Annotated in this window: 16 protein-coding genes; 14 read left to right on the forward strand and 2 right to left on the reverse strand. The window is 44.7% G+C overall.

The features are described from left to right. The first annotated feature begins 87 nt into the window (after window positions 1–87). From T515_RS02520 to T515_RS02575, 12 genes are all read left to right on the forward strand, one after another. A complete protein-coding gene (locus T515_RS02520) occupies window positions 88–3,051 on the forward strand; it encodes an insulinase family protein (protein ID WP_036607124.1) in 2,964 nt (987 codons plus the stop codon). A 61-nt stretch (window positions 3,052–3,112) separates the two neighbouring features. After that, the gene (era, locus tag T515_RS02525; RefSeq protein ID WP_442950145.1) at window positions 3,113–4,024 is read left to right on the forward strand and encodes a GTPase Era; all 912 of its coding nucleotides are present in this window, start codon (window positions 3,113–3,115) and stop codon (window positions 4,022–4,024) included. A gap of 3 nt (window positions 4,025–4,027) precedes the next feature. Then, window positions 4,028–4,675: a DNA repair protein RecO gene (gene recO / locus T515_RS02530; protein ID WP_036607125.1), complete on the forward strand. Its 648-nt coding sequence runs from the start codon at window positions 4,028–4,030 to the stop codon at window positions 4,673–4,675. 233 nt (window positions 4,676–4,908) lie between these two features. Then, complete coding sequence (locus T515_RS02535; RefSeq protein WP_036607127.1) at window positions 4,909–6,303, forward strand: glycine--tRNA ligase; 1,395 nt, start codon at window positions 4,909–4,911, stop codon at window positions 6,301–6,303. A gap of 207 nt (window positions 6,304–6,510) precedes the next feature. Beyond that, entirely contained in the window at window positions 6,511–7,569 is a 1,059-nt protein-coding gene (locus tag T515_RS02540; protein ID WP_036607128.1) for a sensor histidine kinase, read from the forward strand. After that, window positions 7,562–8,263: a response regulator transcription factor gene (locus T515_RS02545; RefSeq protein ID WP_036607129.1), complete on the forward strand. Its 702-nt coding sequence runs from the start codon at window positions 7,562–7,564 to the stop codon at window positions 8,261–8,263. Before T515_RS02540 ends, T515_RS02545 begins: the two co-directional genes overlap by 8 nt. A 563-nt stretch (window positions 8,264–8,826) precedes the next feature. Beyond that, the gene (ppdK, locus tag T515_RS02550) at window positions 8,827–11,469 is read left to right on the forward strand and encodes a pyruvate, phosphate dikinase (RefSeq protein WP_036607130.1); all 2,643 of its coding nucleotides are present in this window, start codon (window positions 8,827–8,829) and stop codon (window positions 11,467–11,469) included. 167 nt (window positions 11,470–11,636) lie between these two features. Beyond that, on the forward strand, window positions 11,637–12,470 hold the full coding sequence (locus T515_RS02555; protein ID WP_051671354.1) for a Cof-type HAD-IIB family hydrolase: 834 nt from the start codon (window positions 11,637–11,639) through the stop codon (window positions 12,468–12,470). 141 nt (window positions 12,471–12,611) lie between these two features. After that, entirely contained in the window at window positions 12,612–14,195 is a 1,584-nt protein-coding gene (locus T515_RS02560) for a PrpR N-terminal domain-containing protein (RefSeq protein WP_036607131.1), read from the forward strand. A 253-nt stretch (window positions 14,196–14,448) separates the two neighbouring features. Then, window positions 14,449–15,339, forward strand: a complete 891-nt coding sequence (gene garR / locus T515_RS02565) for a 2-hydroxy-3-oxopropionate reductase (RefSeq protein WP_036607132.1) — start codon at window positions 14,449–14,451, stop codon at window positions 15,337–15,339. Between the two features lie 99 nt (window positions 15,340–15,438). After that, the gene (locus T515_RS02570; RefSeq protein ID WP_036607134.1) at window positions 15,439–15,867 is read left to right on the forward strand and encodes a PPC domain-containing DNA-binding protein; all 429 of its coding nucleotides are present in this window, start codon (window positions 15,439–15,441) and stop codon (window positions 15,865–15,867) included. 135 nt (window positions 15,868–16,002) lie between these two features. Further along, window positions 16,003–17,145 (forward strand): glycerate kinase, encoded by a 1,143-nt coding sequence (locus tag T515_RS02575; RefSeq protein ID WP_036607136.1) that lies wholly within the window; start codon window positions 16,003–16,005, stop codon window positions 17,143–17,145. Window positions 17,146–17,277: 132 nt separating this feature from the next. Here T515_RS02575 and manA read toward each other — a convergent pair whose 3' ends face one another. Together manA and T515_RS02585 are read right to left on the reverse strand one after the other, a co-directional pair. After that, window positions 17,278–18,324, reverse strand: a complete 1,047-nt coding sequence (manA, locus tag T515_RS02580; RefSeq protein ID WP_036607137.1) for a mannose-6-phosphate isomerase, class I — start codon at window positions 18,322–18,324, stop codon at window positions 17,278–17,280. A 161-nt stretch (window positions 18,325–18,485) separates the two neighbouring features. After that, complete coding sequence (locus T515_RS02585; RefSeq protein ID WP_036607139.1) at window positions 18,486–19,067, reverse strand: ECF transporter S component; 582 nt, start codon at window positions 19,065–19,067, stop codon at window positions 18,486–18,488. 401 nt (window positions 19,068–19,468) lie between these two features. Between T515_RS02585 and T515_RS02590 the strand changes: the two genes are divergently transcribed. Further along, window positions 19,469–22,924 carry a PD-(D/E)XK nuclease family protein gene (locus tag T515_RS02590; protein ID WP_036607141.1) on the forward strand — a complete coding sequence of 1,152 codons (3,456 nt, stop codon included), beginning with the start codon at window positions 19,469–19,471 and terminating at the stop codon, window positions 22,922–22,924. Continuing rightward, a complete protein-coding gene (locus tag T515_RS02595; RefSeq protein ID WP_036607143.1) occupies window positions 22,908–26,600 on the forward strand; it encodes a UvrD-helicase domain-containing protein in 3,693 nt (1,230 codons plus the stop codon). Before T515_RS02590 ends, T515_RS02595 begins: the two co-directional genes overlap by 17 nt. Window positions 26,601–26,717 lie beyond the last annotated feature (117 nt).

Genomic DNA, 26,717 nt, shown 5'->3' on the forward strand with positions numbered 1-26,717 from the left:
AAACGGCAGGTTCCACCGGGAACTGTTGCACAGCGTCGGCCCTTCGCACGACGAAATATAAGGGGTTGACTGAGAGGAGAACGGCTTATGAAGAACTATGAGCTGATTGAGACAAAACGAATTGATGAGCTGTCTACAGATGCGAGACTCTACAGACACAAAAAGAGCGGTGCCCGAATATTCACCATGAAGAACGATGACGACAATAAGGTTTTTGGTATTGCGTTCCGTACTCCTGCAGAGGATAGCACAGGTGTTGCTCATATCACAGAACATTCCGTACTCTGCGGATCTGATAAATTCCCGCTGAAGGATCCCTTCGTAGAGCTTGCAAAGGGATCACTAAATACATTCTTAAATGCAATGACATACCCGGATAAAACCGTTTATCCCATCGCTTCAAGAAACGACAAGGATTTTGACAATCTGATGAATGTCTATATGGATGCGGTATTTCATCCGAACTCCGTTAAGGATCCACGCATCATGCTGCAGGAAGGCTGGCATTATGAAATGGAGGACGAGAAATCCGATCTCATCTATAACGGTGTGGTATATAACGAGATGAAGGGCGTGTTCTCAAATCCCGAGTCAGTTCTTGAGAGATATATCATGCATGCTCTTTTCCCGGATACCACCTATGGCAATGAATCCGGCGGAGATCCTGTGAATATCCCTGATCTTACTTTCGATAAGTTCAAGGAGTTCCATGCCCGTTTCTATCATCCTTCCAATTCCTATATCTTCCTTTACGGCGATATGGATATGGAGAAGAAGCTTCAGTGGCTTGATAAGGAATACCTCTCAAAGTACGACGCCATCGAGCCGAATTCCGACATTGCATTCCAAAAGCCCTTCGGAAAGATGCATGAGGAGGAGATATCCTATTCCATAGGTGACAATGAATCTCTTGAGAACAACAGTTATCTTTCATGGAATGTAGTTGTAGACGCAGTGGACAATAAGCTTAACCTTGCGTTTGATATACTTGACTATGCACTTCTTTCATCACCGGGTGCACCTCTTAAACAGGCCCTGGTGGACGCGGGAATAGGAGAGGATATCTTCGGCGGTTTCCAGGACGGAATAAAGCAGCCCTACTTTACGGTTACAGCAAAGGGAACGGAAAAGAAGGAAAAGAAAAGATTCCTTGAGATCATAAACAGCACTCTGAAGAAGCTGGTGAAGGAGGGACTTGATAAGAAGACCCTTCTTGCGGCAATAAACCATGATGAGTTTCAGTACAGAGAGGCTGATTACGGTCGTACTCCCAAGGGACTGGTTTATTCCCTGACTTCTCTTGATACCTGGTTATACGGTGGAAAGCCATGGGAGTATCTTGAGTGCGACAGATTTTATAAGGAGCTCCGGGAAGATGTAGAAAAGGGATATTTCGAGAAGCTCATCGAGAAGTATCTTTTAAATAACGATCATTCTGCCATGGTCATCCTTACTCCTGAAAAGGGACTTACAGAGAAGCGTGAGAAGGAGCTTAAGAAAAAGCTTTCCGATATTAAGGCAAAGATGACTCCTGAGGAGATAAAGAAGTGTATTTCAGACACAAGGATGCTGAAGGAGTATCAGGCGGAGCCTACAAGTGAAGAGGCTCTGAATACGCTTCCCCTCTTAAGCATCAGCGATATAAACAGGAAGGCTGATAAGTTTGACTGGAAGGAAAACAGACTTTCCGATACTCTGGTTGTAAACACTGAGCTTAACACCCGGGGAATCGCATATTTAAGATTTAACTTCAATACCTCGACACTTACAGAGGAAGAGCTTCCTTATGCCGGATTCCTGAAGACGGTACTCGGTTACATGGATACGGAGAAGCATACTTTCCAGGATCTCACATCTGATATCCTTTTAAATGCAGGAGGCATCAATTTTGATACCAATGCATATCCTGATATAAGTAATTACGGAAGGTATACAGGCATTTTCAGTGTGGAGATAAAACTTCTTTATGACGGCTTCCGCTTCGGATTTGACATCATAGATGAGATACTTCATACAACAAAGTTTGAGGACAGAAAGCGTATGCAGGAAATCCTCAATGAGACACGTTCAAGAGAGCGTATGAGGGTTGAAGGTGCCAGCCACAGTTTTGCCGTGAACAGGGCAACCTCATATTTCTCAGGTACAGGAAGATATTCAGACCTTACAGGGGGCATAGGCTACTATCAGTTCATCAACAGGATATCTGATGAGTTCAGGAAGGATCCTAAGAAACTGGTGAGAAAGCTCTGGGAAGTTTCCGACAAGCTTTTCCGTGTTGAGAACATGTTTGTTTCCATTGCCGCAGAGAAGAAGGGTTATGAAGCTTTCAGTAAGGATTTCCCGGGATTCATAAAGAATTTCGCTTCCGGCGCTCTGAAGAAGCAGGAGAACAGCAAAAAGCTTGATAAGGACTATCGCCCATATAAGGGAGAGAAGGTTTCAGAGGGACCTCAGATAGAACTTACCGGCAATCTCAACGAGGGTTTCAAGACCCCTTCACAGGTGAACTATGTTGCAAGGACCGGACTTTTTGATATAAAGAAGCTTCCTTATACAGGAAGTCTCAGAGTTCTGAAGGTGATTCTTAACTATCAGTATCTGTGGCTGAATCTTAGAGTCAAGGGCGGAGCATACGGCTGCATGTCAGGCTTCGGAAGATCGGGAGAAGGATATTTTGTATCCTACAGAGATCCTCATCTCAAGGAGACTTTGGACATATATCAGGGACTCCCTGAGTATGTTCGCAGCTTCACAACTTCTGAGAGGGATATGACCAAGTACATCATAGGCGCCATCTCCGAGATGGACACACCGAGAACAAATTCAGCAAAGGCAGCGCTTACTGTCAGTGCCTTCGTATCAAAGGTGTCCAATGATATGCTTCAGAAGGAGCGTGACCAGGTGCTGGCGACAAAAGAAGAGGACATCAGAAAGCTTTCCGATTATATGGAGGCTATCCTCGAAAAGGGAGCTGCCTGCACCATAGGAAACGGTCAGCTTATTGAGGAAAATAAAGATAAGTTCCACACAACAGAGGAGCTTTTTAAGTAAGTTTGATTCCTTCCCGGGGATGTTGTCTTCGGGAAGGAATTGTTTGAACAGAGAGAGCGGTATAATGAGCAATAAAAAAATCAAAACAGGATATGTTGCGCTGGTGGGAAGACCTAATGTTGGCAAATCAACACTTATGAATCATGTCATCGGACAGAAGATAGCTATCGTATCCAACAAGCCTCAGACTACAAGAGGCAGGATTCAGACGGTCTATGATGATGAGAGAGGTCAGATCATTTTCCTTGATACACCGGGTATACATAAGGCAAAGAACAAGCTTGGGGAGTACATGGATAATGTTGCGGAGAAGACTCTGCAGGATGTGGATGTAATCGTATGGCTTGTGGAGCCCACAACCTATATCGGCGCCGGTGAGCAGCATATAGCAGAGGTCATAAAAGCCTCCAGCAAGCCTAAGATTCTGGTGGTGAACAAGATAGATACCATGAAGGAAAAACCTGAGGAGCTGGATGCTGCCATAGAGAAGTATAAGTCTCTCATGGAATTCGACGAGATCGTTCCGCTTTCAGCCGCAAGAGCCCAGAACATCGAAGGTTTCAAGAAGGCTGTGTTCAAGTACCTTCCTGAGGGACCACGCTATTTTGATCAGGATACCGTAACAGACCAGACCATGAGAGAAATTGCCGCAGAGCTCATACGTGAACAGGCACTTCGTAAGCTTCAGGATGAGGTTCCTCATGGAATTGCGGTTCTCATTGACCAGATGCACCAGAGAAACGACGGACTCTGGGATATCAAGGCGACTATAGTCTGTGAGAGGGATGCCCATAAAGGAATCATTATCGGTAAGGGAGGTTCCATGCTGAAGAGAATAGGAACGGGAGCCCGCATACAGATTGAGAAGATGGTGGAGGAGAAGGTAAACCTCCAGCTTTTTGTAAAGGTTCGCAAGGACTGGAGAGATTCGGATACATTTTTGAAAAATTACGGTTACAAGGATGAAACCTAAAGGATGAGGGATGAACTGGAACTTCACGGGGTGGTGCTTACTTCAGCACCATCCCGCGATTTTGATAAAAGACTTTCTGTACTGACAAATGAATACGGCAAGGTTACTGTATGGGCTGCCGGCGCCAAAAAACCCGGTTCTTCCTTTATGGCGGGTACAAGGAATTTTGTATTTGGTACCTTCAATGTCACAAAGGGCAGGAGCGGCTATAATCTGAGACACGTGAAGGTGAACAATTATTTTGAAGAGATAGCTTCTGATCTCGTGAATGCCTGCTACGGATCATACATTCTTGAATTTGCGGATTATATCTCTCAGGAGAATCTTGAGGCGGAAGAAACGGTGAATCTCATATATCTGTCACTGAAGGCCATACTCAATGAGAATCTGTCCAATGAACTCGTCCGGAGGATCTATGAACTCCGAATAATGTATATAAACGGTGAGTATACGGAGGAACCTCCTTTGCCTTGTTCCCAGGCCTGCCGGTTTGCGTGGCAGTTTGTTCTGGAAACACCGGTGATGAAGCTTTACACCTTTACGCTGAAGGAAGAGGTTCTTTCAGAGTTCGCGGATAATGTTGACAGGCTGCTTCATGGTGTAATTCCCCACAACTTCAGATCACTGGAGATATTGAAGACGTTGAAGTAAAGGTTTAAACCGTGGTGTGAAATACGGTCAGCATTGTCCTTTACGTATCATGCCGGTTTCTTTCAGTCTGAATAAGCAGTAAAGCAGACCGGATACGGCAGAGGAGTGACGGATCAGAAGTAATCTTTTGCTGGATTTTTCGCCGCGTCGGATGTATAGTTGGGAGTAACGCGTAAGCGGGAAAACAATACACTTTATTCTTAGCCGCACTCCGGCGGCAGAAAGAGGAAAAAATGGCAAAAGAATACACAATGGACACTATCGTTTCCCTTGCAAAGTCAAGAGGATTTGTTTATCCGGGTTCTGAGATCTATGGTGGTCTTGCAAATACATGGGACTACGGAAATCTCGGCGTTGAATTAAAGAACAACGTAAAGAAGGCATGGTGGAAGAAATTCATTCAGGAGTCAAAGTATAATGTAGGCATTGACTGCGCTATACTTATGAATCCACAGACCTGGATCGCATCAGGACACCTTGCTTCTTTCTCAGATCCTCTTATGGATTGTAAGGAATGTCATGAGAGATTCCGTGCTGACAAGATCATCGAGGATTTTGCGGCTCAGAATGCTATGGAGCTTAACGGTTCTGTAGACGGCTGGTCAAACGAAGAGATGGAGAAATTCATCGAAGACAACAAGGTAGAGTGCCCAACTTGTGGTAAGCATAATTTCACAGGTATCCGTCAGTTCAACCTTATGTTCAAGACCTTCCAGGGAGTAACAGAGGATGCAAAGAATGCAGTTTATCTCCGTCCGGAGACTGCACAGGGTATCTTCGTAAACTTCAAGAATGTTCAGAGAACATCACGTAAGAAGCTTCCATTCGGTATCGGACAGATCGGAAAGTCATTCCGTAATGAGATCACTCCGGGTAACTTCACATTCCGTACAAGAGAGTTCGAGCAGATGGAGCTTGAGTTCTTCTGCAAGCCAGATACAGACCTTGAGTGGTTCGCATACTGGAAGCAGTTCTGTCAGGACTGGCTCCTGAGCCTCGGTATGCCTAAGGAAATGCTTCGTGCAAGAGATCACGAGAAGGAAGAGCTCAGCTTCTACTCAAAGGCTACAACAGACCTTGAGTTCCTCTTCCCATTCGGATGGGGCGAGCTTTGGGGTATCGCTGACAGAACCGATTATGACCTCGGACGTCATGCAGAGGTTTCAGGTCAGGATATGACATACTTTGACGATGAGACAAACGAGCATTACATTCCATATGTAGTAGAGCCATCTCTCGGTGCAGACCGTGTAACTCTTGCATTCCTTTGCGCTGCATACGATGTAGAGCAGCTTGAGGGCGGTGATGAGAGAACAGTACTTCATTTCCATCCGGCTCTTGCACCTGTAAAGATCGGTATCCTTCCGCTTTCAAAGAAGCTTGCCGAGGGTGCACAGGCTATCCATGACGAGCTTGCCAAGTACTGGTATGTTGAGTACGATGACAGAGGAAACATCGGAAAGAGATACAGAAGACAGGATGAGATCGGAACACCTTACTGCGTAACATACGATTTTGATTCAGAGAACGATCACTGTGTTACAATCCGTGAGAGAGATTCCATGAAGCAGGAGCGTATCCCTATCGATCAGCTTAAGAGCTACTTCGAGGAGAAGCTTGCGTTCTAAGTGCAGATTCAGGTTATCTGCAGCATGGCGGAAGCGCAAGCGAAGCCATTCGTAGGACTTATATGAAATATTGATATAAGCATCAATCCGGTATGAACTATAGGTTCATACCGGATTTTTCTGTATAAACAGGGGTTTTCTTTTGAAAATAGGGGTAATAGATATGGTATAATTAGACGAAAATATAGATAGTAGAGGGGATGTGCCATGAAGCATGTAGGACTTATGGGGCGGGTAGCCGTGAGCTTTTGCATCAGTACTATTTTGCCCTTGATTTTGATGTATCTTATGTTCAAGGGATATACAACCATGAGCATGAACATGATGACACTTATTGTCGCAGGTCTTTTCTTTATCTGCTGGATATATATGGGTATAGTGAAGCCTGTGGATGAGCTTAAGGCGGCGGCGAAAAGGATAGAGTCGGGGGATCTGGATTTCACACTTGAAGCAGAGACCAATGATGAATTCGGTGAACTGATGCAGGCATTTGACGAAATGCGCATGAGACTAAAGGAAACCCAGGATGAAAAAATCCGGAATGACAATGCAAACAGAGAGCTTATATCTAACATAGCGCATGATCTGAAAACACCGCTTACTGCCATCAAAGGTTATTCAGAGGGGATTCTTGACGGAATAGCCCAAAGTCCGGAGATGCAGAAGAAGTATATCCAGACTATCAATATCAAAGCCAATGATATGGACAGGCTCATAGATGAGCTGAGATACTATGTTAAGGTAGAGTCCAACAAGATACCCTATGATTTTCAGCACATGAGGGTACAGGAGTATTTTCAGGATTGTGCGGACGAGATCGGACTGGATATGGAGTCTCAGGGCATTGAGTTTGAGTTCAGCAACAGTATAGATCATGAGGTAGAAATGATTGCAGACCCTGAGCAGTTGAGAAAGGTTATTAACAATATCATTTCAAACTCTGTCAAATATATGGATAAGGATGAAAAGAAGATAGCATTGAACCTTGAAGATGCGGGTGATTTTATACAGGTCAATCTTCAGGATAACGGAAAGGGCATAGCAAAGACAGACCTTCCGTATATATTCCAGAGATTTTTCAGAGCGGACAGTTCCAGAAATTCAATGAAGGGCGGCTCGGGAATCGGGCTTTCCATAGTTAAAAAGATAGTTGAGGACAGCGGAGGCCGGATCTGGGCATCTTCCGTGGAAGGAGAAGGAACAACGATACATTTTGTTCTTCGCAAATATATTCGAAGTATTCAGGAGGTACAGGTAAATGGATGAGGATAAAAAGAAGATCCTGATAGTTGAGGACGAGCAGTCCATCGCAGAACTTGAGAGGGATTATCTGGAGCTCTCAGGCTTTATGGTAACTATCACAGAAGATGGAGAGAAAGGTCTGGACAAGGCTCTGAAAGAGAATTTCGACCTCATCATACTTGATCTCATGCTTCCGGGCAGGGATGGATTTGAAGTTTGCAAGGATATACGTGCAATTAAGGATATACCTATCATCATCGTTTCTGCAAGGAAGGATGATATAGATAAGATAAGAGGTCTTGGACTCGGAGCGGATGATTATATGACGAAGCCCTTCTCGGCTTCTGAACTGGTGGCCAGAGTCAAGGCACATCTGGCAAGATATGAGAGGCTCATAGGTAACGGAAAAGAAAGCAATGATATGATAGAGATCAGGGGACTCAAGATCGATCCTACCGCGAGACGTGTCTGGGTGGGGAACGAGGAGAAGGTCTTCACTACAAAGGAGTTCGATCTTTTATACTTCCTTTCATCTCATCCCAACCATGTATATACAAAAGCCGAGCTCTTTAAGGAAATCTGGAAGATGGATTCGGTGGGTGACATAGCTACAGTCACGGTACATATCAAAAAGATCAGGGAAAAGATTGAGATGGATACCGCAAAGCCCCAGTATATAGAAACCATCTGGGGAGTGGGGTACAGATTCAAGGTCTGATTTATGATTGATACGGCTGATGTTTTTTGTTCTGTAAAGGACAGAAAACATCAGCTTTTTTGTGACTTTGAACTTTGGATAAAAGGTATATAAGGACAGTGGATTAAAACAAGAATTAAAACAAGAATTAAAGTGATATTGATTCCGAGTGAAATAAAATGAAGGAGAAAAAGAAATAAGGATGTTTGATTTTTTTTATTGGATTTAAGGGAGGTAATTTTTGATATTTACGGGTGTTGGACGTTCATTCTTCTCACTAACGCGTTATGGAAATAATTTTCATAAAATACGCAAAAACAAACCTTAGATATTCTTCGATTTTTCTTAGAATTTCTAAGGCATTTCGGCAACGCTGAAAAATTTTTTAAAATGTAACCGTTTACATCAAGAAGTGCACTTTACTAAAAAAATATAGTCATATATAATCTCAAATGGTGATTTTATCCGATTGAAGGGGATAAATCATTAGTGTTTTTGTGGTAGTTGCCGTGTATATCTGGCAATTGGGCAATTGTATACAGTAAACACTTATAAATGTATGTATGATTAGGAGGAGAATCAATATGGCTAAGAAATGGGTTTATACCTTCAAAGAAGGTAATATGTCTATGAGAAACCTGCTTGGAGGTAAGGGCGCTAACCTTGCTGAGATGACTGAGATCGGTCTTCCTGTTCCACAGGGTTTCACAATTACTACAGAGGCTTGTACACAGTACTATGAGGATGGTCGTAAGATCAACGATGAAATCATGGGTCAGGCTATGGAGGGCGTAGCCTGGATGGAGAAAGAGAATGGAAAGAAGTTCGGTGATCTTCAGAATCCTCTTCTTGTTTCAGTTCGTTCAGGTGCCCGTGCATCAATGCCCGGTATGATGGACACAATCCTCAATCTTGGTCTTAATGACGAAGTAGTTGCTGCTATGATCAAGGGCAATCCTGATCCGGCATTCGAGCGTTTCGTATATGATTCATATCGTCGTTTCATTCAGATGTTCTCAGATGTAGTTATGGAGGTTGGTAAGAAGTATTTCGAGCAGCTTATCGACAAGATGAAAGAGAAGAAGGGTGTTAAGTTCGACGTTGACCTTACAGCAGCTGACCTTAAGGAGCTTGCAGAGCAGTTCAAGGCTGAATACAAGAATCAGCTTGGAAAGGACTTCCCTTCAGATCCTGTAGAGCAGTTAAAGCTTGCTATCGAGGCTGTATTCCGTTCATGGGATAACCCACGTGCCAACGTATACCGTCGTGATAACGACATCCCTTATTCATGGGGAACAGCTGTAAACGTAATGCCTATGGTATTCGGTAACCTTAACAATCAGTCAGGAACAGGTGTTGCATTCACACGTGACCCGGCTACAGGTGAGAACAAGCTCATGGGTGAGTTCCTTATCAATGCTCAGGGCGAGGACGTAGTTGCAGGTGTTCGTACACCTATGCCTATCGCTCAGATGGAGCAGGAGTTCCCTGAGGCTTATGCTGAGTTCCTTAAGGTATGTAAGACTCTTGAGAATCACTATCATGACATGCAGGATATGGAGTTCACAGTTGAGAATAAGAAGCTCTATATGCTTCAGTGCCGTAACGGTAAGAGAACAGCTCCTGCAGCTCTTAAGATTGCATGTGATCTCGTTGATGAGGGACACAAGACACCTGAAGAGGCTGTTGCCATGATCGATCCTCGTAACCTTGATACACTTCTTCACCCACAGTTTGATGCTGCTGCTCTTAAGGCTGCAACACCACTTGGAAAGGGACTTGGTGCATCTCCGGGAGCTGCCTGCGGTAAGGTTGTATTCACAGCTGATGATGCTGTAGAGTGGGCTGCAAGAGGAGAGAAGGTAGTTCTCGTTCGTCTTGAGACTTCACCTGAGGATATCACAGGTATGAAGGCTGCTCAGGGTATCCTTACAGTTCGTGGCGGTATGACATCACACGCTGCCGTTGTTGCCCGTGGTATGGGTGAGTGCTGCGTATCAGGCTGCGGCGATATCATCATGGATGAGGAGAACAAGAAGTTCACTCTCGGCGGCAAGGAGTTCCACGAGGGAGACTTCATCTCTATCGATGGTACAACAGGTAACATCTACGATGGAAAGATCGCTACAGTAGATGCACAGATCGCTGGTGAGTTCGGACGTATCATGGCCTGGGCTGATCAGTTCAGAAAGCTTAAGGTTCGTACAAATGCGGATACACCGGCTGATGCAAAGAAGGCAAGAGAGCTTGGCGCTGAGGGTATCGGTCTCTGCCGTACAGAGCACATGTTCTTCGAGGAAGACAGAATTGCTGCATTCCGTGAGATGATCTGCTCAGATACAGTTGAGGAGAGAGAGGAAGCTCTTGAGAAGATTCTTCCATATCAGCAGAATGACTTTAAGGCTCTTTATGAGGCTCTTGAGGGCTGCCCGGTTACTATCAGATTCCTTGATCCGCCTCTTCACGAGTTCGTTCCTACAACAGAGGACGAGATCAAGAAGCTTGCAGATGCAAAGCATAAGTCAGTAGAAGAGATCAAGGCTATCATCAACTCACTTCACGAGTTCAACCCTATGATGGGTCACAGAGGATGCCGTCTTGCAGTTACATATCCTGAGATCGCAAAGATGCAGACAAAGGCTGTTATCCGCGCAGCTCTTGAGGTTCAGAAGAACCATCCTGAGTGGAATGTAAAGCCTGAGATCATGATTCCTCTTGTATGTGAGGTAAAGGAGCTTAAGTTCGTTAAGGAGATCGTAGTTGAGACAGCTGACGCAGAGATCGCTGCAGCAGGTGCAGATCTTCAGTACGAGGTTGGTACAATGATCGAGATCCCAAGAGCAGCTCTTACAGCTGACGAGATCGCAAAGGAAGCTGATTTCTTCTGCTTCGGTACAAATGACCTTACACAGATGACATTCGGTTTCTCACGTGATGATGCAGGTAAGTTCCTCAATGCTTACTATGATACAAAGATCTTTGAGTCAGATCCTTTCGCAAAGCTTGACCAGACAGGTGTAGGCAAGCTTATGGAGATGTCTATCAAGCTTGGAAAGCCGGTTAATCCCGCACTCCACATCGGTATCTGCGGTGAGCACGGCGGAGATCCTTCATCAGTAGAGTTCTGCCACAAGATCGGCCTTGACTATGTATCATGTTCACCATTCCGTGTACCTGTAGCCCGTCTTGCAGCTGCTCAGGCACAGATTGCAAATCCAAGAGCTTAAGTCGTATTAATAGCATAATCGAATATAAGTTGGATAAATCAGCGAGGCATCGGAGAAATCCGGTGCCTCGTTTAAGATATTGTATCATCATGGCAGGCTCTGAGCTTCCAGGGATTATTCGAGGAGTCATCTGAAGGCTGACGCGAAATCGAGATAAAGGAGAATACATGACAGATGTGAAATACAGTGCGATCTTTACAGATATCGATGGAACACTTCTGAATTCTGATCACAGGATATCGGAAAAGACACTTTTAGCACTTCGAAAATGGACAGATTCAGGAAGAGAGTTTGTTTTAGCATCCTCAAGAGGGATATCCGGTATAGAACCGATCATTCGAAGATATGACCTGGATTGTTCGGTGATTGCACTTGGAGGTTCTGTCATTAAAGACAGGGATGGAAGCATTATCTATGAAAAGGGTATGTATATAGACACTGTAAGAGAGGTACTGGAGCTTTCATGCCGTGAAAAGCTTCCTGTATCCTGGAGTGTTTACTCAGCGGAAAAATGGATAGCAAACAGTATTCACGATCCAAGGATAATGAATGAGGCGGCAATAGTTGAAGCCTTCCCCACGGGGGATGACCTTTCCTCATTTCTGCCTGGTGAAATGATAGGAAAAATACTGTTTTTCTGTGAACCCGGCAGCATAGATTCAGTCGAGATGAAGCTTAAGAGCAGCTATCCCGAGCTTTCCGTTGCGAAGTCATCAAATATCCTTTTGGAGGTGAATCCAAAGGGAATCACTAAAGCCGGCGCTGTAAAGGAATACTGCAGGTTAAAGGATATAGCGTTGGAAAATACAATCGCTTTCGGTGATAATTATAACGATCTTCAGATGCTTAAAATAGTCGGGAAACCGGTTGTGATGGGAAATGCTCCTCAGGAAATACGCGGAAGCTTTGACATGATCACATTGGATAATGATCATGACGGTATAGCGGCAGCCCTGGAAAGAATCACAGCTGATGAAATAACCCGGGATTCTCAGGATTAAAGAGCAGAAATTAAGGATTGAAGCGGTTTATGTGAAGAAGGTAAAATACAATCCTGTAAAGAGTTAAGCCTTGGCTTAACTCTTTTTCGATGTTAAACTAAGACGATGAAACAATTTGAAATATAATGAAAGGGAGGAACCATGGCAAATATTGCACTGCTGGTGCCGAATGATGAGCTGTTCAGACTTTCACATGATGCTTTACAGGAAATGAAAAAGCGTCTTTTTATGATGAAGGTGATTGAAACGGAAAGTGCGGTGACGGAAGCCCGTCAGGCCATAAATCAAGGTGCGGACATCATCATAGCCAGAGGTCTTCAGGCTACTGTCATAAAGCAGTATACGGATATTCCTGTTGTTGAGATAATCATGACACAGCAGGGGCTTATCAACATGCTGGAGAGAGCGAAAAGGATCCTCAAAAAGGAGCGGCCCGATATAGCTATAGTCATGTTCAAAAATATGGCCTGTGACATGACAGGGATAGGAGAAAAGTGCGGAGTTAATCTGAGAGAATACCTGATTCAGAATCCGGAACTCCTGAAACCGACTGCCATGCAGGCAATTGAAGACAGGGCGGATCTGATCATCGGCGGTTCCACTGTACTGAACATGGCGGATAGTGTGGGAATACCGGCACTGTATCTTGCCAATACTGAGGATTCGGTGAAAAATGCGATTAAGGAAGCATTCCTCCTTGCAGACACCTTTGAGAACAGCGACATTCCGCCCCATGCGGTGCTTAGTAAAGAAAAGAGTGCCGGAAAAAAGGGAAATTCATTTGTGAACTTTCCTTATAGGAGTATGAAGATGCAGAAGGCGGTAAATCTTGCTGAAAAGCTTTCGGTAACAGACTGCCCAAAGCTGATTGTTGAACCTGTCGGAAATCTTCACAGAGCCTTCATTAATGCCATGCATAATAATTCTAAGCATTCTCAGGAAAAGCTGGTGAGTTACGAGTGTGAAAAGGGGAAGTCTTCCTATGACGATCTTTATGGCCGTAATGCCAAGGTCAATGAATCTCTGAAGGGGACTCTCGTCATAAATAACATCGAATACATGGATGAGAGGTCCCAAAAGAAGCTCATGGAGATACTGATGTTCAGGAATGTTATTCTGGTGGCAAAGACCGTTAATTACAGGGCATATCTTATACCGGAGCTCTGCGCAAGGATGTCGGCATTTGCCATAAAGATCCCTTCTCTTTCCGAGACTCCCGAGGACATAGTGTATCTTGCCAATGTCTACATGCAGAGTATAACAGAACGATATGGAAAGTATCACGTTCTTACAAAGGACGGAGAGAAGGAGCTGGAACTGAAAAGGTGGGACGGAGGCAGAATTCAGCTTGAAAGCTTCATCGAGAGACTGGTTATAACCCTAGAGCACAGAAATCTGAAGGCCGGGGATATAAAAGAGCTCTATGAGGAACTTTATGGTGAAAAATCCGTATATGGTTTTGATGCAGTGTCTGAGAGTCATAAATGGAATGAGGTAAAACCGGATGAGGCTTTTGATAACGAAACAGATGATTTCGGAATGCAGGAGCCTTATCATACAGGGGTGAAAACAGACCGAAGCATGACTGTACAGGATCTCGAGAGAGACCGGATACTAAAGATCATCAGTAAGAATATGGGAAATCGTGAAAAAACCGCGGTGGAGCTTGGGATAAGCAAGACAACTCTTTGGAGAAAGCTAAAGAAGTACAATCTCATGATGTGATATTAAGAGCATGGTCTTGCATCGTGCTCTTTTTATTTGGCGTAAATTGAATTGTATTGAAATGATATGAATGTTGCAAAAACCCTTTCTACATTTCTTTCAAAAAAACGGGGCTCCTTTGTAAGTAATTCAGATTGTATCTGATAATGTGTTTTAATAAGATGATAGTGCCATAACAGAAAAGCATGATTTTTTGAATCATTTTAAGAAAAACTATGAGCGGTTATACAGAAGAGAATAGAGGAGAAAGAATATGAAAATAGGATTTGTTGGTCTCGGAATCATGGGAAAGCCCATGGCAAAGAATCTTATAAAGGCTGGCTACGATGTTGTAGTTACAACACATAAGCAGGAGGTTATAGATGAGTTTGTGGCTCTCGGAGCAGAGGGAGCAAAAAATGCTGCGGAGGAAGTAAAAAAGGGTTGCGAAGTCATCATCACCATGCTCCCCAACAGTCCTCAGGTGCGTGAGGTCACTCTCGGAGCAGGCGGAGTTATAGAGGGTGGAAAGAGCGGTATAACAGTTCTTGATATGTCATCCATCGACCCGGTAGAGTCACAGAAGATCGCAGCAGAGCTTACAAAGAGCGGAATTGAGATGCTTGACTGTCCTGTATCAGGCGGGGAGCCAAAGGCTATAGACGGTACACTTTCTGTTATGGCAGGCGGAAATAAGGATACATTTGACAAGTTCCTTCCTGTACTTAAGGCTATGGCTGCATCCGTTGTTTATGTGGGGCCTATCGGTTCCGGTAATGTTGCAAAGCTTGCAAATCAGATGGTAGTTGCGGCAAACATCGGAGTCGTGGCAGAGGCATTGACATTTGCCAAGAAGGCAGGAACAGATCCGGAGCTGGTTTATCAGGCAATCCGCGGCGGTCTTGCAGGTTCAACAGTAATGGACGCAAAGGCTCCCATGATGCTTTCCGGAAATTATGAGCCGGGCTTCCGTATAAAGCTCCACGTAAAGGATCTTACAAATGCGCTTAATGCGGCACATGCCATCAATATGCCTGTTCCTATGACCGCACATATGATGGAGGTCATGCAGGAGCTTATGAATCATGGTGAAGCTGACTGCGATCATGATGATATCGTAAGATACTATGAGCGCATGAGTGGTGTGTCCATCGTTCAGGCATAAAATGGTACGATCTTATGTTTTTGAAGTGTTGGACTATAATGTACACATATTTAAGTGCAGGTGATGGTTTTCATTTGCGGATTTTAAGGGAGCAGAATCATGGATTACAGAGTATTTGGAAAGCAGATAGTTTTGCGTGTGGACCGCGGTGAGGAGGTTATGGAGACCATAGGTATGCTTTGCGAGAAGGAAGGCATCAGACTTGGGTCTATCGTGGGTCTCGGGGCAGCGGATCATCTGGTTATGGGGCTTTATGATGTGGAGAAGCAGGAGTTCAGCGAGATAAAGCTGGATAAGCCGCTAGAGATTACTTCAATCGTGGGAAACATCACTGAGATGGATGGAAAGCCCTATCTTCATATTCATGTCAATGCTTCTGACGCGGAGGGGCATGCCTACGGCGGTCATCTTAAGGCTGTGCGCATCAGCGGAACCTCAGAGATTTTCATCACTGTCATCGACGGACATGTGGGAAGAGAGAAGGACAGCATAACAAACACCGGACTTAATCTTTTTAAGTTTGACTGATTACGGATAGATAGTATTTCTATATATACGGTGGAACAGAATTCACATGATTTTTTAATTTGCGGATGTTGGATATAAGCATTCGCATTTCTTTTATAAAAACCAGGCAGCAGGAGCTGCAAAGGAGAAATACAGATGAAATTACTTTTTGCATCAGATTCCTTTAAGGGGACCATATCCAGCGACCAGACCATCGAACTTCTTACAAAGGCAGCTCATGAGGTATTCGGAGAGTGCGAGACAGGGGGGGTGCCTGTTGCTGATGGTGGTGAAGGCACCACAGAGGCAGTGGTAAAGGCAAGAAAGGGTGAGATGGTCTATGTTGATGTTCATGGTCCTCTCATGGAGACAGAGCATGGCTTCTACGGTAAACTGTCTGATACTGAAGCTGTACTTGAGATGGCTGCGGCGTCCGGAATTCCTATGGTTCCCATGGAGAAAAGAAATCCCCTTCATACCACAACCTACGGTACAGGTGAACTCTTAAAGGCCGCTCTTGATGCAGGGTTTAAGGAGATTGCCATCGCCATCGGCGGTTCAGCAACCAATGACGGCGGAATGGGCTTTGCCAGAGCATTAGGGATCAGGTTCCTTGACGAGGACGGCAATGTTCTTTCTGGAAAGGGAAGTGAGCTTTCAAAGGTTCATCACATTGATATGACGGGACTTGATCCTGCCGTAAAGAATGCTCATTTTACGGTAATGTGTGATGTCACAAATCCTCTTTGCGGTCCTGACGGAGCAACTTTCACCTTCGGTAAGCAGAAGGGTGGTACCCCGGAGATACTTGATGAACTTGAAAAGGGAATGCAGAACTATCGTGACGTGATCATAAAAGAATTCGGAATCAATCCTGACGAAATAAAGGGTTCCGGAGCAGCCGGCGGACTCGGCACAGCGCTTAAAGTATTTCTTGGAGCAGAGATGAAGTCAGGCATAGAAACAGTTCTTGATCTCATTGACTTCGATCAGCGTCTTAGGGATGTTGACCTGGTTGTAACCGGAGAGGGCCGCACTGACTGGCAGTCCTGCTTCGGTAAGGTCATGCAGGGAGTCGGAGACCGTTCAAAGAGAAAGGGTGTTCCTGTAATTGCGCTCTGCGGCGGACTCGGGAAGGACTATGAAAAAATCTATGACCATGGCATCGATTCTATCATGACCACGGTTGACGGTCCCATGACACTTAAGGATGCTCTCGATAATGCAGAGGAGCTCTATTATAAGGGAGCTGTCCGCATGTTCAGATTCATTAAGGCCGGAATGAAAGTTAAGGCATAACAGAATAAAGAAATAAGCGGAAAAATGAAGCAAATTATTCTTACGAAAATCATGAATAGCTAATGTATATGAAAAAGGTTCAAATCATGTGCCGGAACAATGATTTGAACCTTTTAATTTCGTATGTAAAAGTCAGATATGTGATGTAATGATGGTCATATCGCCTTCGAAATGAAGCTCTCCGTAATTATATGGAGCGATGAAATTGTCACCTGAGCTTATCGGGATTCCATCAACAGTTCCGGAGCCTTCCAGAACATCCACTATCAGGAAGGAATGGTTTTGAATCAAGCTGAACCTATCCTTCACAAGATACTTGTCCACTGAAAAATATCTGCACTGCAAAAGTCCGGTGTGGGTCTCCCCCTGATACGTGGAGGCGTCATGAGAAGATACCGCGGAAGCCGGGGCTGAAGCCTTTTCATAGGAAGGATAGTTTATGACATCAATGGCCTTATCGATATGGAGCTCTCTCGGTTTTCCGTTCTGAAGGCGGTCATAATCATAAAGCCTGTATGTGAGATCGCAGTTCTGCTGGATCTCAAGAAGGAGCGTGCCCTTACGGATGGCATGAACAGTACCTGAAGGGATATAGAAAAAATCACCCTTATGGATAGGTATGACACGAAGGAGCTTATCCCATTCCCCGTTCATGATCATTTCCCGGAGTTCCTCTTTGTTCTTTGCGTGATGTCCGATGATAATGTCTGCGCCCTCATCACAGTCAGCGATATACCAGCATTCTGTTTTACCGCTGCCACCATTCTCATGAAGGTAAGCATAGTCATCATCAGGGTGAACCTGTATGGAAAGGTTGTCTTTTGCATAAATGAGCTTAACAAGAAGCGGGAAGCTGTCGTATTTAGTGAGCTTATGATTTTTGTCTAAACAGGAAGGGTGCTGATCTTTGTATGATCCATTTTCCGGAGCTTCCGGGTTCATATCAGACTTATCAAGTCCGAAGAGCGCAGGCTGGTTTTTCCATAATTCCGAAAGAGTCATACCCTTAAAGCGGCCGTCCCGTACACAGCTTTCACCGTTACGGTTCGCACTTACGACCCAGGCTTCTCCGACTGTTTCACTATCTGATTTATATCCATACTTTTCCTGGAGTCTGGTTCCGCCCCAGAGGACTTCCTTGAGAAAAGGAGTCATGAAAAGTAATTCATTATTATACATATGATTTTCCTTTAAATTAGTTTTATAGGACAAAAGTACATTACATTATATTAGAAAGTAATGGATATAACAATAAAAAAGAAGCAGAACCTTTATGGAAGCTGCTTCTTTTTTCTGCCCGATTTCAAAACCGGCTGCTTCAGGATTATAAGATAATATAATTAATTTGCCAGCTTCAGGAAGAATCCTGACTGCTTAAGCGCCGGTCTCAGTGCTGTGTAAACTACAGTTGAAACAATGAGAGAAATCACGGCATTGATTATGGTGGATACAAAGTTTATTTTAAGTGAAAGCTCAGCAGCTGGTTTTCCGAGTATGAGGATCTTGTACCAGTAACCGATGATAGGGTCGGCAAAAATGTTGAAGGTAAGACCTGCGGCAGCGGCGAGGATGGCAAAGCGAAGGACATGCTTCGGATCATCGCTTGTAGTTATGTGACCTATTTTATGGGCAACAAAACCTGTAATCAGACCAATTATGGTCTTGCAGATAAGGGTCTTTGGAACAAGAGGGGCATATACAGGATCAAAGAAATCGCCGATGCTCATTCCGATGGCACCTGCGATTCCCCCAAGAGGGCCGCCGATTATAAATGAAGCAAGAACTACAACGGCATTGCCGAGATGGATGGATGTCATATCTCCCGCTACAGGGATCTTTATCTGTAAGAAAGTAAAAACTGTATAGGACAGGGCTGCAAACAGAGCAGCAAGTGAAAGCTTGTAGGTTTTAGACTGATTCATGATTTGTTCCTCCCCAACCAGATGTATAATATTTTTTTTATGCCATGAGGCGAAGCTCCAAAGGGCAAATACCGGATACCCGGGATAACGTCTCTGTCATATTTTTGTTGTATTGGATTATAGGGAACTGCTGGAGATGTTTAAATTACCAGTTTTTGAAAATATTATATGACCAGATCGGGATGCTGATCTGTTTGAAGGATTGCTTCAGTGCTAACATGAGGCCGGATGGGGTATAATGGCACAAGGAACGCGTTTTGTGGCAGGCCGAAGGACCTGTCATGCAGCGTCAGCCCTTCGCGAAGCGAATACAAATGAGATGACGTTCCCATAGAGCGAAAAGCGCGAAGCGGTCCGATATCGTCTTTTTACACTTACATCATAAATTCTGGAGTGATTAAATGAGTCTTCAATTTGTTTTTGGCGCCGGAGGCGCCGGTAAAACAGAATATATTTTACAGTACTTTTTAAAGGAAGCGCCGAAGGATCTAGGGAAAAACTGGTTCCTGATAGTTCCGGAGCAGGACACCCTTGCCATGCAGAAGAGAATCACGGGGCATCTTTTCAACAAGGGAAACGGAATCCTGAACATTGATGTACTGAGCTTCAACAGACTGGCATACCGTGTATTTGAGGAGCTTGATATTCCCATTGGAAGTATGGCTATAATTGATGACATGGGTAAAGTCATGATACTTCGGTCTGTAACTGAAAAGATAAAGGACAAACTTAAGCTTTATCAGAGAGAGCTTAATAAGACCGGATTCCTTGCTGAGCTTAAATCTCAGATTTCCGAGTTCTATCAGTACCGCATTACTCCGGAGATGGTGGATGCAGCAGCAGAGCATGCGGAATCCGTATACACCAAAAATAAGCTTCATGATCTGGCTCTTATTTTAGAGGGATTTCAGGATTACATGACAGAGCACGGATATCTCACACAGGAAGAGATACTGGACAAGCTTTACAGGAGTATGCCTGATTCTGAGCTCCTAAAGGGTGCTGTTGTTGCCTTTGACGGTTTCACCGGGTTTACACCGGTGCAGCTGGACATCATGGAAGAGATTCTTCCGACCGCCAAAGAAACACTGGTAACACTGGATGTAAGCATTGACGCAAGGGAATCCATATATGATGAGCGGGGACCTGAGGATCTTTTCTATCTTTCGAGACAGACCATAAAGAAGCTGACAAAGATAGCAGACCGGCTTAAAGTGGAGCTTATTCCCGAAATAGATGTGAACCGGTACGATGCCTGGACCGGAGAGGAGAGAGGAGCTGACAGACCGGCTTACAGATTTGATACGCCTCACGGACATGCTCTTGATGTAATAGAGAGAAGAATCTACAGATTCGGTGTGAAGGACGGTAAAACAGAGGCGGGTTCGGCTCTCAGCATCTGGGAGGCTGCAGATCAGAGACAGGAAATAGAAGCCATAGCTTCAGAGATAGAAGAGCTGATACGAAGCGGAAGGATGAGATACAAAGATGTGGGCATCATCCTCACAAATCCCGAAAGCTACAGAGATATAGTGTATAAGGTGTTCTCGGAAGCGGGAATCCCTTATTTCTTTGATGACCCCGGAAGTCTTATGGATTCTCCCTATGCAGGGATCATGTGTTCCGCCCTGGAGGCAATAGATCAGAACTTCAGCTTTGATTCTGTCATAAGATTTCTGAGAGCCTGTCCCAAGGAGAAGCCTTCGGAGGAGCATGAAATAGATGTCATGGACAATTACCTCCGAAAAACGGGTAAAAGGGGTATCACAAAGTATGAAAATGTCTGGACCGAAAGAGACGGCAGTGAAAGTGAGATGGAGGCTCTCCGCAAGAAGCTGTTCAGTCCCGTTTTATCCCTTTATAAAAAAATCAAAAGCAGGGATACGGATGTTGCGGGTAAAGTTCAGGCCCTGAAGGACTTTATGACGGAATCCGGGGCGGAAAGCTATGTACTTATGCTTACGGAGAAGCTTAGAAAAGAGGGGGACCAGAATCGAGCGGAGTTCATAAAAGACAGTATATCGGCGGTTGATACGGTTCTTGATCAGATGTCAAAGCTTCTTTTTGATGCAGTTATTTCCGTAAGCGATTTTAAGGATATTCTTGAGGCAGGACTTGCAGAGGCTTCTGTCAGGGTCATACCTGCCACTATGGATCAGGTGGTGATTGGAGACCTGACGAGATCCAGGTTTTCCAATCCTCTGGTATTTTTTGTTGCGGGAATTACTTCCACAGAGGTACCGAAGGCTGAGAGCGACCATAAGATAATTACAGACAGAGACAGGAAGCTGTTTTCTGAAATAGGAGCTGAGCTTGCTCCGGATCGCACCGAAGAAGCATTGATACAAAGATTCTACATATACAGGGCTCTTTTAAACCCGTCGGAGAGACTTGTTCTCAGCTATCCCATGAAGGGGAGAGACGGAAAGGGAGTAAAGCCTTCCGGACTTATAGGGGATATAAAGGATATGTTCTCTGATTTTAAGATAAAGAAATTAAGGCGGCTTAAGCCTAAGATCTTTACCCCGAAGGAAGCAGTACGTTTTATTGCATCGGAGCTTCCGGAAACAGTTGGTCAGCCCGTAACGGAGGGCTCTCTATATGAGAAGCTTGTAAGGCTCCTGAGGATTCTTTATGATGACGGAAATTTCAGAGAGAAGACTCTGGACCTGGTTTCTGCGGCCTTTTCACATTATGAGGATATGGATCTTAAGCCGGAAGTGGCGGAAATGCTGTACGGAGATATGATAAGCGGTTCCATTACACGGCTTGAAAGGTTCGGACAGTGCGCCTATGCCCATTTCCTTCAGTACGGACTCAGGTTAAGCGAAAGAGAGACCTTTGAGGTTCAGATGTTCGATATAGGAAATCTCTATCATTCTGCCATAGAGAAGAGCTTCAGAGATGTCTTTAACATGCATAAAAAGCTGGAGGAGCTAAGTCTAGAGGAGCTTAATGCTCTTGCTGAGAACAGTGTCAGAAATGTAGCGGAGACCTACAATTACGGTATGCTGTTTGATACTGCCAGAAACCGGTATCTTGTCCATAAGGCGGGGAGCATAACAAAGCTCACTCTGTGGGCTCTTTCTGAGCAACTTAAGCATGGTGAATTCTATGTGGATGGAATGGAAAAGCAGTTTGATTATGTGAGAAACGGACTGAGGCTCAAGGGAAGGATAGACAGAGTAGACGTGGCAAGGGATGCTGATCATGTTTACGTGAAAATAATAGACTATAAGTCCGGTAAGACCTCGTTTGATCTTACAAAGGTCTACAATGGTCTGCAGCTTCAGCTGGTTACCTATATGAGCTATGCCATGACAGATTACCGGAACAGGAATCAGAACAAGGAGATAATTCCTGCAGCAATGCTTTACTACAGGATACAGGATCCGGTGCTTGAGTACGAGGCTGAAAGGACCAGGGAGAATGCGGAAAGGGAGCTTCTTAAGGAACTTAAGGTAGACGGCCTTGTGAATTCGGAGCTCCAGATCGTAAAAAAGCTGGACAGGGATATAGTAAAGGATTCTGAGGTGCTCCCGGTTACCTTAAAGGGCGGTACCGTAGACCTCAGTAAAAAATATGTCGCTTCCACAAAGCAGTTTGAAGCTCTGGAAAAGTATGTTGACAAGCTCATGCAGCGCTTTGCGGGAGAGATAAAATGCGGAAGGATCTCAGTGGATCCTATGGATTTCGGTAAGGACAGCACTGTATGTGACTACTGTCCTTATCACAGTGTATGTAAATTTGACAGACGTATCGAGGGATACAGATACAGGAAACAGATTATGATGAAACCTGAAGAAATTTGGAAAGAAATAATGCCGGAGGAGTCTCAGGATGAAATGGACGGATGATCAGCAGAGGGTAATAGATCATAAAGAAGGAAATCTTCTGGTGGCAGCAGCGGCGGGCTCCGGTAAGACAGCGGTTCTTGTTGAGCATGTGATCTCAAGGATAATGGATAAGGAGGATCCTCTGTCTCTTGACCAGATGGTCATTATGACCTTTACGGATGCGGCGGCCCAGGAGATGAGGGAAAGAATAAAGTCTGCCATAGACAAAAAACTTTCGGAGAATCCGTATGATGCAGGGCTTATAAGAGAGGCCGGAAATATTCAGAATGCCAATATCTCCACCATTGACTCCTTCTGCAAGAGGTTCATAACGGAAAACTATGCGGCCATAGATCTGGATCCCGGTTTCAGAATGGGTGACAGCGGAGAGCTGAAGCTGTTAAAAAGTGATGTGATCTCAGACCTTCTGGAGGAGCATTATGCTGTACAGGAGGATGAGGATTTTTTGAATTTTGTGGATGCCTTTTCGGGAGGGAAGGGGGATTCTGGAATTGAGGAGCTTATTCTCAGACTTCACGATTATGCCGAAGCGAGTCCCTGGCCCATGGAATATCTTGACAGATGTATAGACCGGAAGGACGGCGGCCGTAACTGGAAAAGATTTTATCTTAACCAGCTTAGAGCCAGGATAAGGGATGATGCCGAGAATATGGAATATGCATTATCCGTCTGTGAGGATCCCGACGGCCCGGAAGTTTATATAGACGAGTTCACCGCAAATCTAAATGCCATAGATGCTGTTTCGGAAGCTGATGATATAGAGAGCTTTGCGGCAGCAGTAAAGGCGGCAAAGGACAGCTTCGGAAGACTTAAGCCCTCAAAGGCAGAGCTTAAGGATAAGGCTAAGGATATAAGAGATGCGGTAAAAAAGGATCTTAAAACAATAGCCGAAAGTATAGTTATACCGGATAAAGAAACAGAGGAAAGGATGGAGGCCGGTATAGAGTCCGGCATAAAAGTTCTTGTGAATCTGACCAGGGAGTTCATCGGAAGATTTCAGGACCAGAAGGCAAAACGGCATATGCTGGATTTCGGGGATCTGGAGCATAAAGCCCTGGAGATCCTTTATACAGTGGATGAAAACGGGAAGAGATGCTTTTCACAGATTGCGGATGATTATGCCAAAAGATACCGTGAGATACTGGTGGATGAATATCAGGATTCAAACTATGTACAGGAGGAGCTGATAGCTGCCCTTTCTTCCGAACGTTTCGGGAGACCTGATGTTTTTCAGGTGGGAGATGTCAAGCAGTCCATTTACAGCTTCAGACAGGCAAGACCGGATCTGTTTCTTGAGAAGTATAATGACGTGAATTATCCGACCATAGAGTTGAGCAGGAATTTTCGAAGCAGAAATGAAGTCATAAGTGCTGCAAACGATGTGTTCAGTCGTGTCATGATCTCAGCTGTGGGAGGAATAGACTACACCGGGAAGGCGGCTCTTCATTATGGTTTTCCGGATGCGGAATACAGAGATGAACTTAAGCCTGAATATCTGACTGAGCTGCTTATCATGGAAAACAATAAGGAACTTTCCAGGGATCTCTTTGAAGGAGAGGAGCTTTTAAAGGAAGAAGCGGAAGCCCGTCTTATAGCCCACCGGATACATGAACTTCATGACAGGCAGGAAAAGATTCCATACAGAGACATTGTCATACTGACACGTTCCCCGGGATCCTGGGCAGATACCATAGTTGATGTACTGAATGAAGAAGGGATACCTGCATACTGTACAAGCAATGAGGGATATTTCAATACTGTAGAGGTTGAGACGGTATTGAGCCTCCTGAATGTCATAGACAATCCTGAGCAGGATATACCCCTTGCAGCCATCATGCATTCCGACATCTATAAGTTTACAGATGAAGAGATGGCTGAGATCGTTAATGCAAGAGGTACTCTGAGACCGATAATTGAAGAGGAAGGTGATGGGGATTATGACTCTGATGAGGTATCCTGTGCAAGCATTTCCGGAGATTATGAAGATACCGGGGAGACGGCTCCGGAAACTTACGGAATATACAGCATATTTGATGAAGAGAAGGCGGGAAGCGGTGAGCCTCTAAGGGATGAGCTTGCTGATAAACTTCTTGGTTTTTACAGAGACATAGAGAAATTCAGGCAGATGTCCCATTACCTGTCCATTCATGAGCTTCTTTACAGAATCTATGATGAGACGGGCTACTATAACTATGTAACTGCCATGCCGGCAGGAAGCAGAAGAAAAGCTAATCTTGATGCCCTGGTGGATATGGCGCTGTCCTTTGAGAAGACTTCCTATAAAGGCCTTTTTGACTATATAAGGTATATCGAGAAGCTGAAGAAGTATGATGATGATCAGGGGGAGGCCTCTGTTTATTCCGATCAGGACGACCTTGTGAGAGTCATGTCCATACATAAGTCCAAGGGTCTTCAGTTTCCGGTGGTGTTCCTGTCGGGTATGGGGCGTAAGTTCAATAAGCAGGATCTCAATTCGAAGATGCTTATAGACTCCGAATACGGTATAGGATGCAACTACATTGATCTTGAGAATAAGGTTAAGATTCCGTCTCTCAAAAGAGCTGCAATTAAGGAAAAGCTTGAAACAGATCAGCTTGGGGAGGAACTTAGGGTTCTTTATGTAGGTATGACGAGAGCTGTTCATAAGCTGATACTTACGGCTGCTGTAAGTGATGCGGAAAAGCTTCTGGAAAAGTACAGCGATGGGGAAACCGGGTTAAGCAGTACTGCGGTCAGAAATGCTTCATGCTATCTTGACTGGATAGTTATGGCTGAAGGAAGGATGAAGCTTGAAGACAGCGGCAACAGAAACATTGATAAACCCATAACTGTAAAGGTCTGCACCCTGGCTGACATAAAGAAGGGCGAGACTTGCAGGAATGAAAGTCTTAAGGAGCAGCATGAGGCTCTGATCCGGCAGATCATGGATGCTAAAACCGATGAAGAATCCTATCAGAGAGAGCTTCACAAATTCTCGTTCAGATATGCATATCAGGATGCGGTAGGGCTTTATCCGAAACATTCTGTTTCCGAGCTTAAGGAAGCGGAGATTGAAAAGTACGAAGAGGCAAGAGAGCTGAAGGGAGCGGAACCCTGGATGATTTCGGCAGATCATTCCGATACAGAAGGATTTTCTGCCGGGGCTTCTGCATCCTTGCAGTCATCAGGAGGCAAAGACAGGGCAGGCGGAGCAGTGATTGGTGATGCCTACCACCATGCCTTTCAGAAATATGACTATGAAGATGAACCCGGGAGATTTATGCAGCAGCTTAAGGAGAAGATGCCGGAGGCGGAATATAAGCTTTTGAAGGAGGATCGTTTCAGGACTTTTCTTGACAGTGATCTGGCTGCACGTTTCAGGAAGGCTCAAAAAAACGGAATGCTTTTCCGGGAGAAACATTTTATGCTTAATCTTCCCCATAACGAATTGTTCGGTACGGGAGAAGTGACAGAGCACATTCTGCTTCAGGGAATCATAGATGCGTTTTTTATAGAGGATGATGAGATAGTTCTTGTTGACTATAAGACGGATCGTGTTAAAACAGCAGATATTCTTATAGGAAGATATAAGAAACAGCTGGAGCTTTATGAAAAGGCCCTGGAATCCATCACCGGGAAAAAAGTGAAGGAGAAACTTATATATTCAGTCACTCTGGGGGAAAGCATTCCGGTGTGAACCATGGATCTGATGATACAGTAAAGGCCGGTGAAGTATTCTGTGCCGGCAGATAAAAACCACGCCTTCGAGCCTTGGGCCCGTTGGCGTGGTTTCCTTCATAATATTAAAAAACTG

The organism is Oribacterium sp. P6A1, from assembly GCF_000702885.1.
Lineage (GTDB): Bacteria > Bacillota > Clostridia > Lachnospirales > Lachnospiraceae > Oribacterium.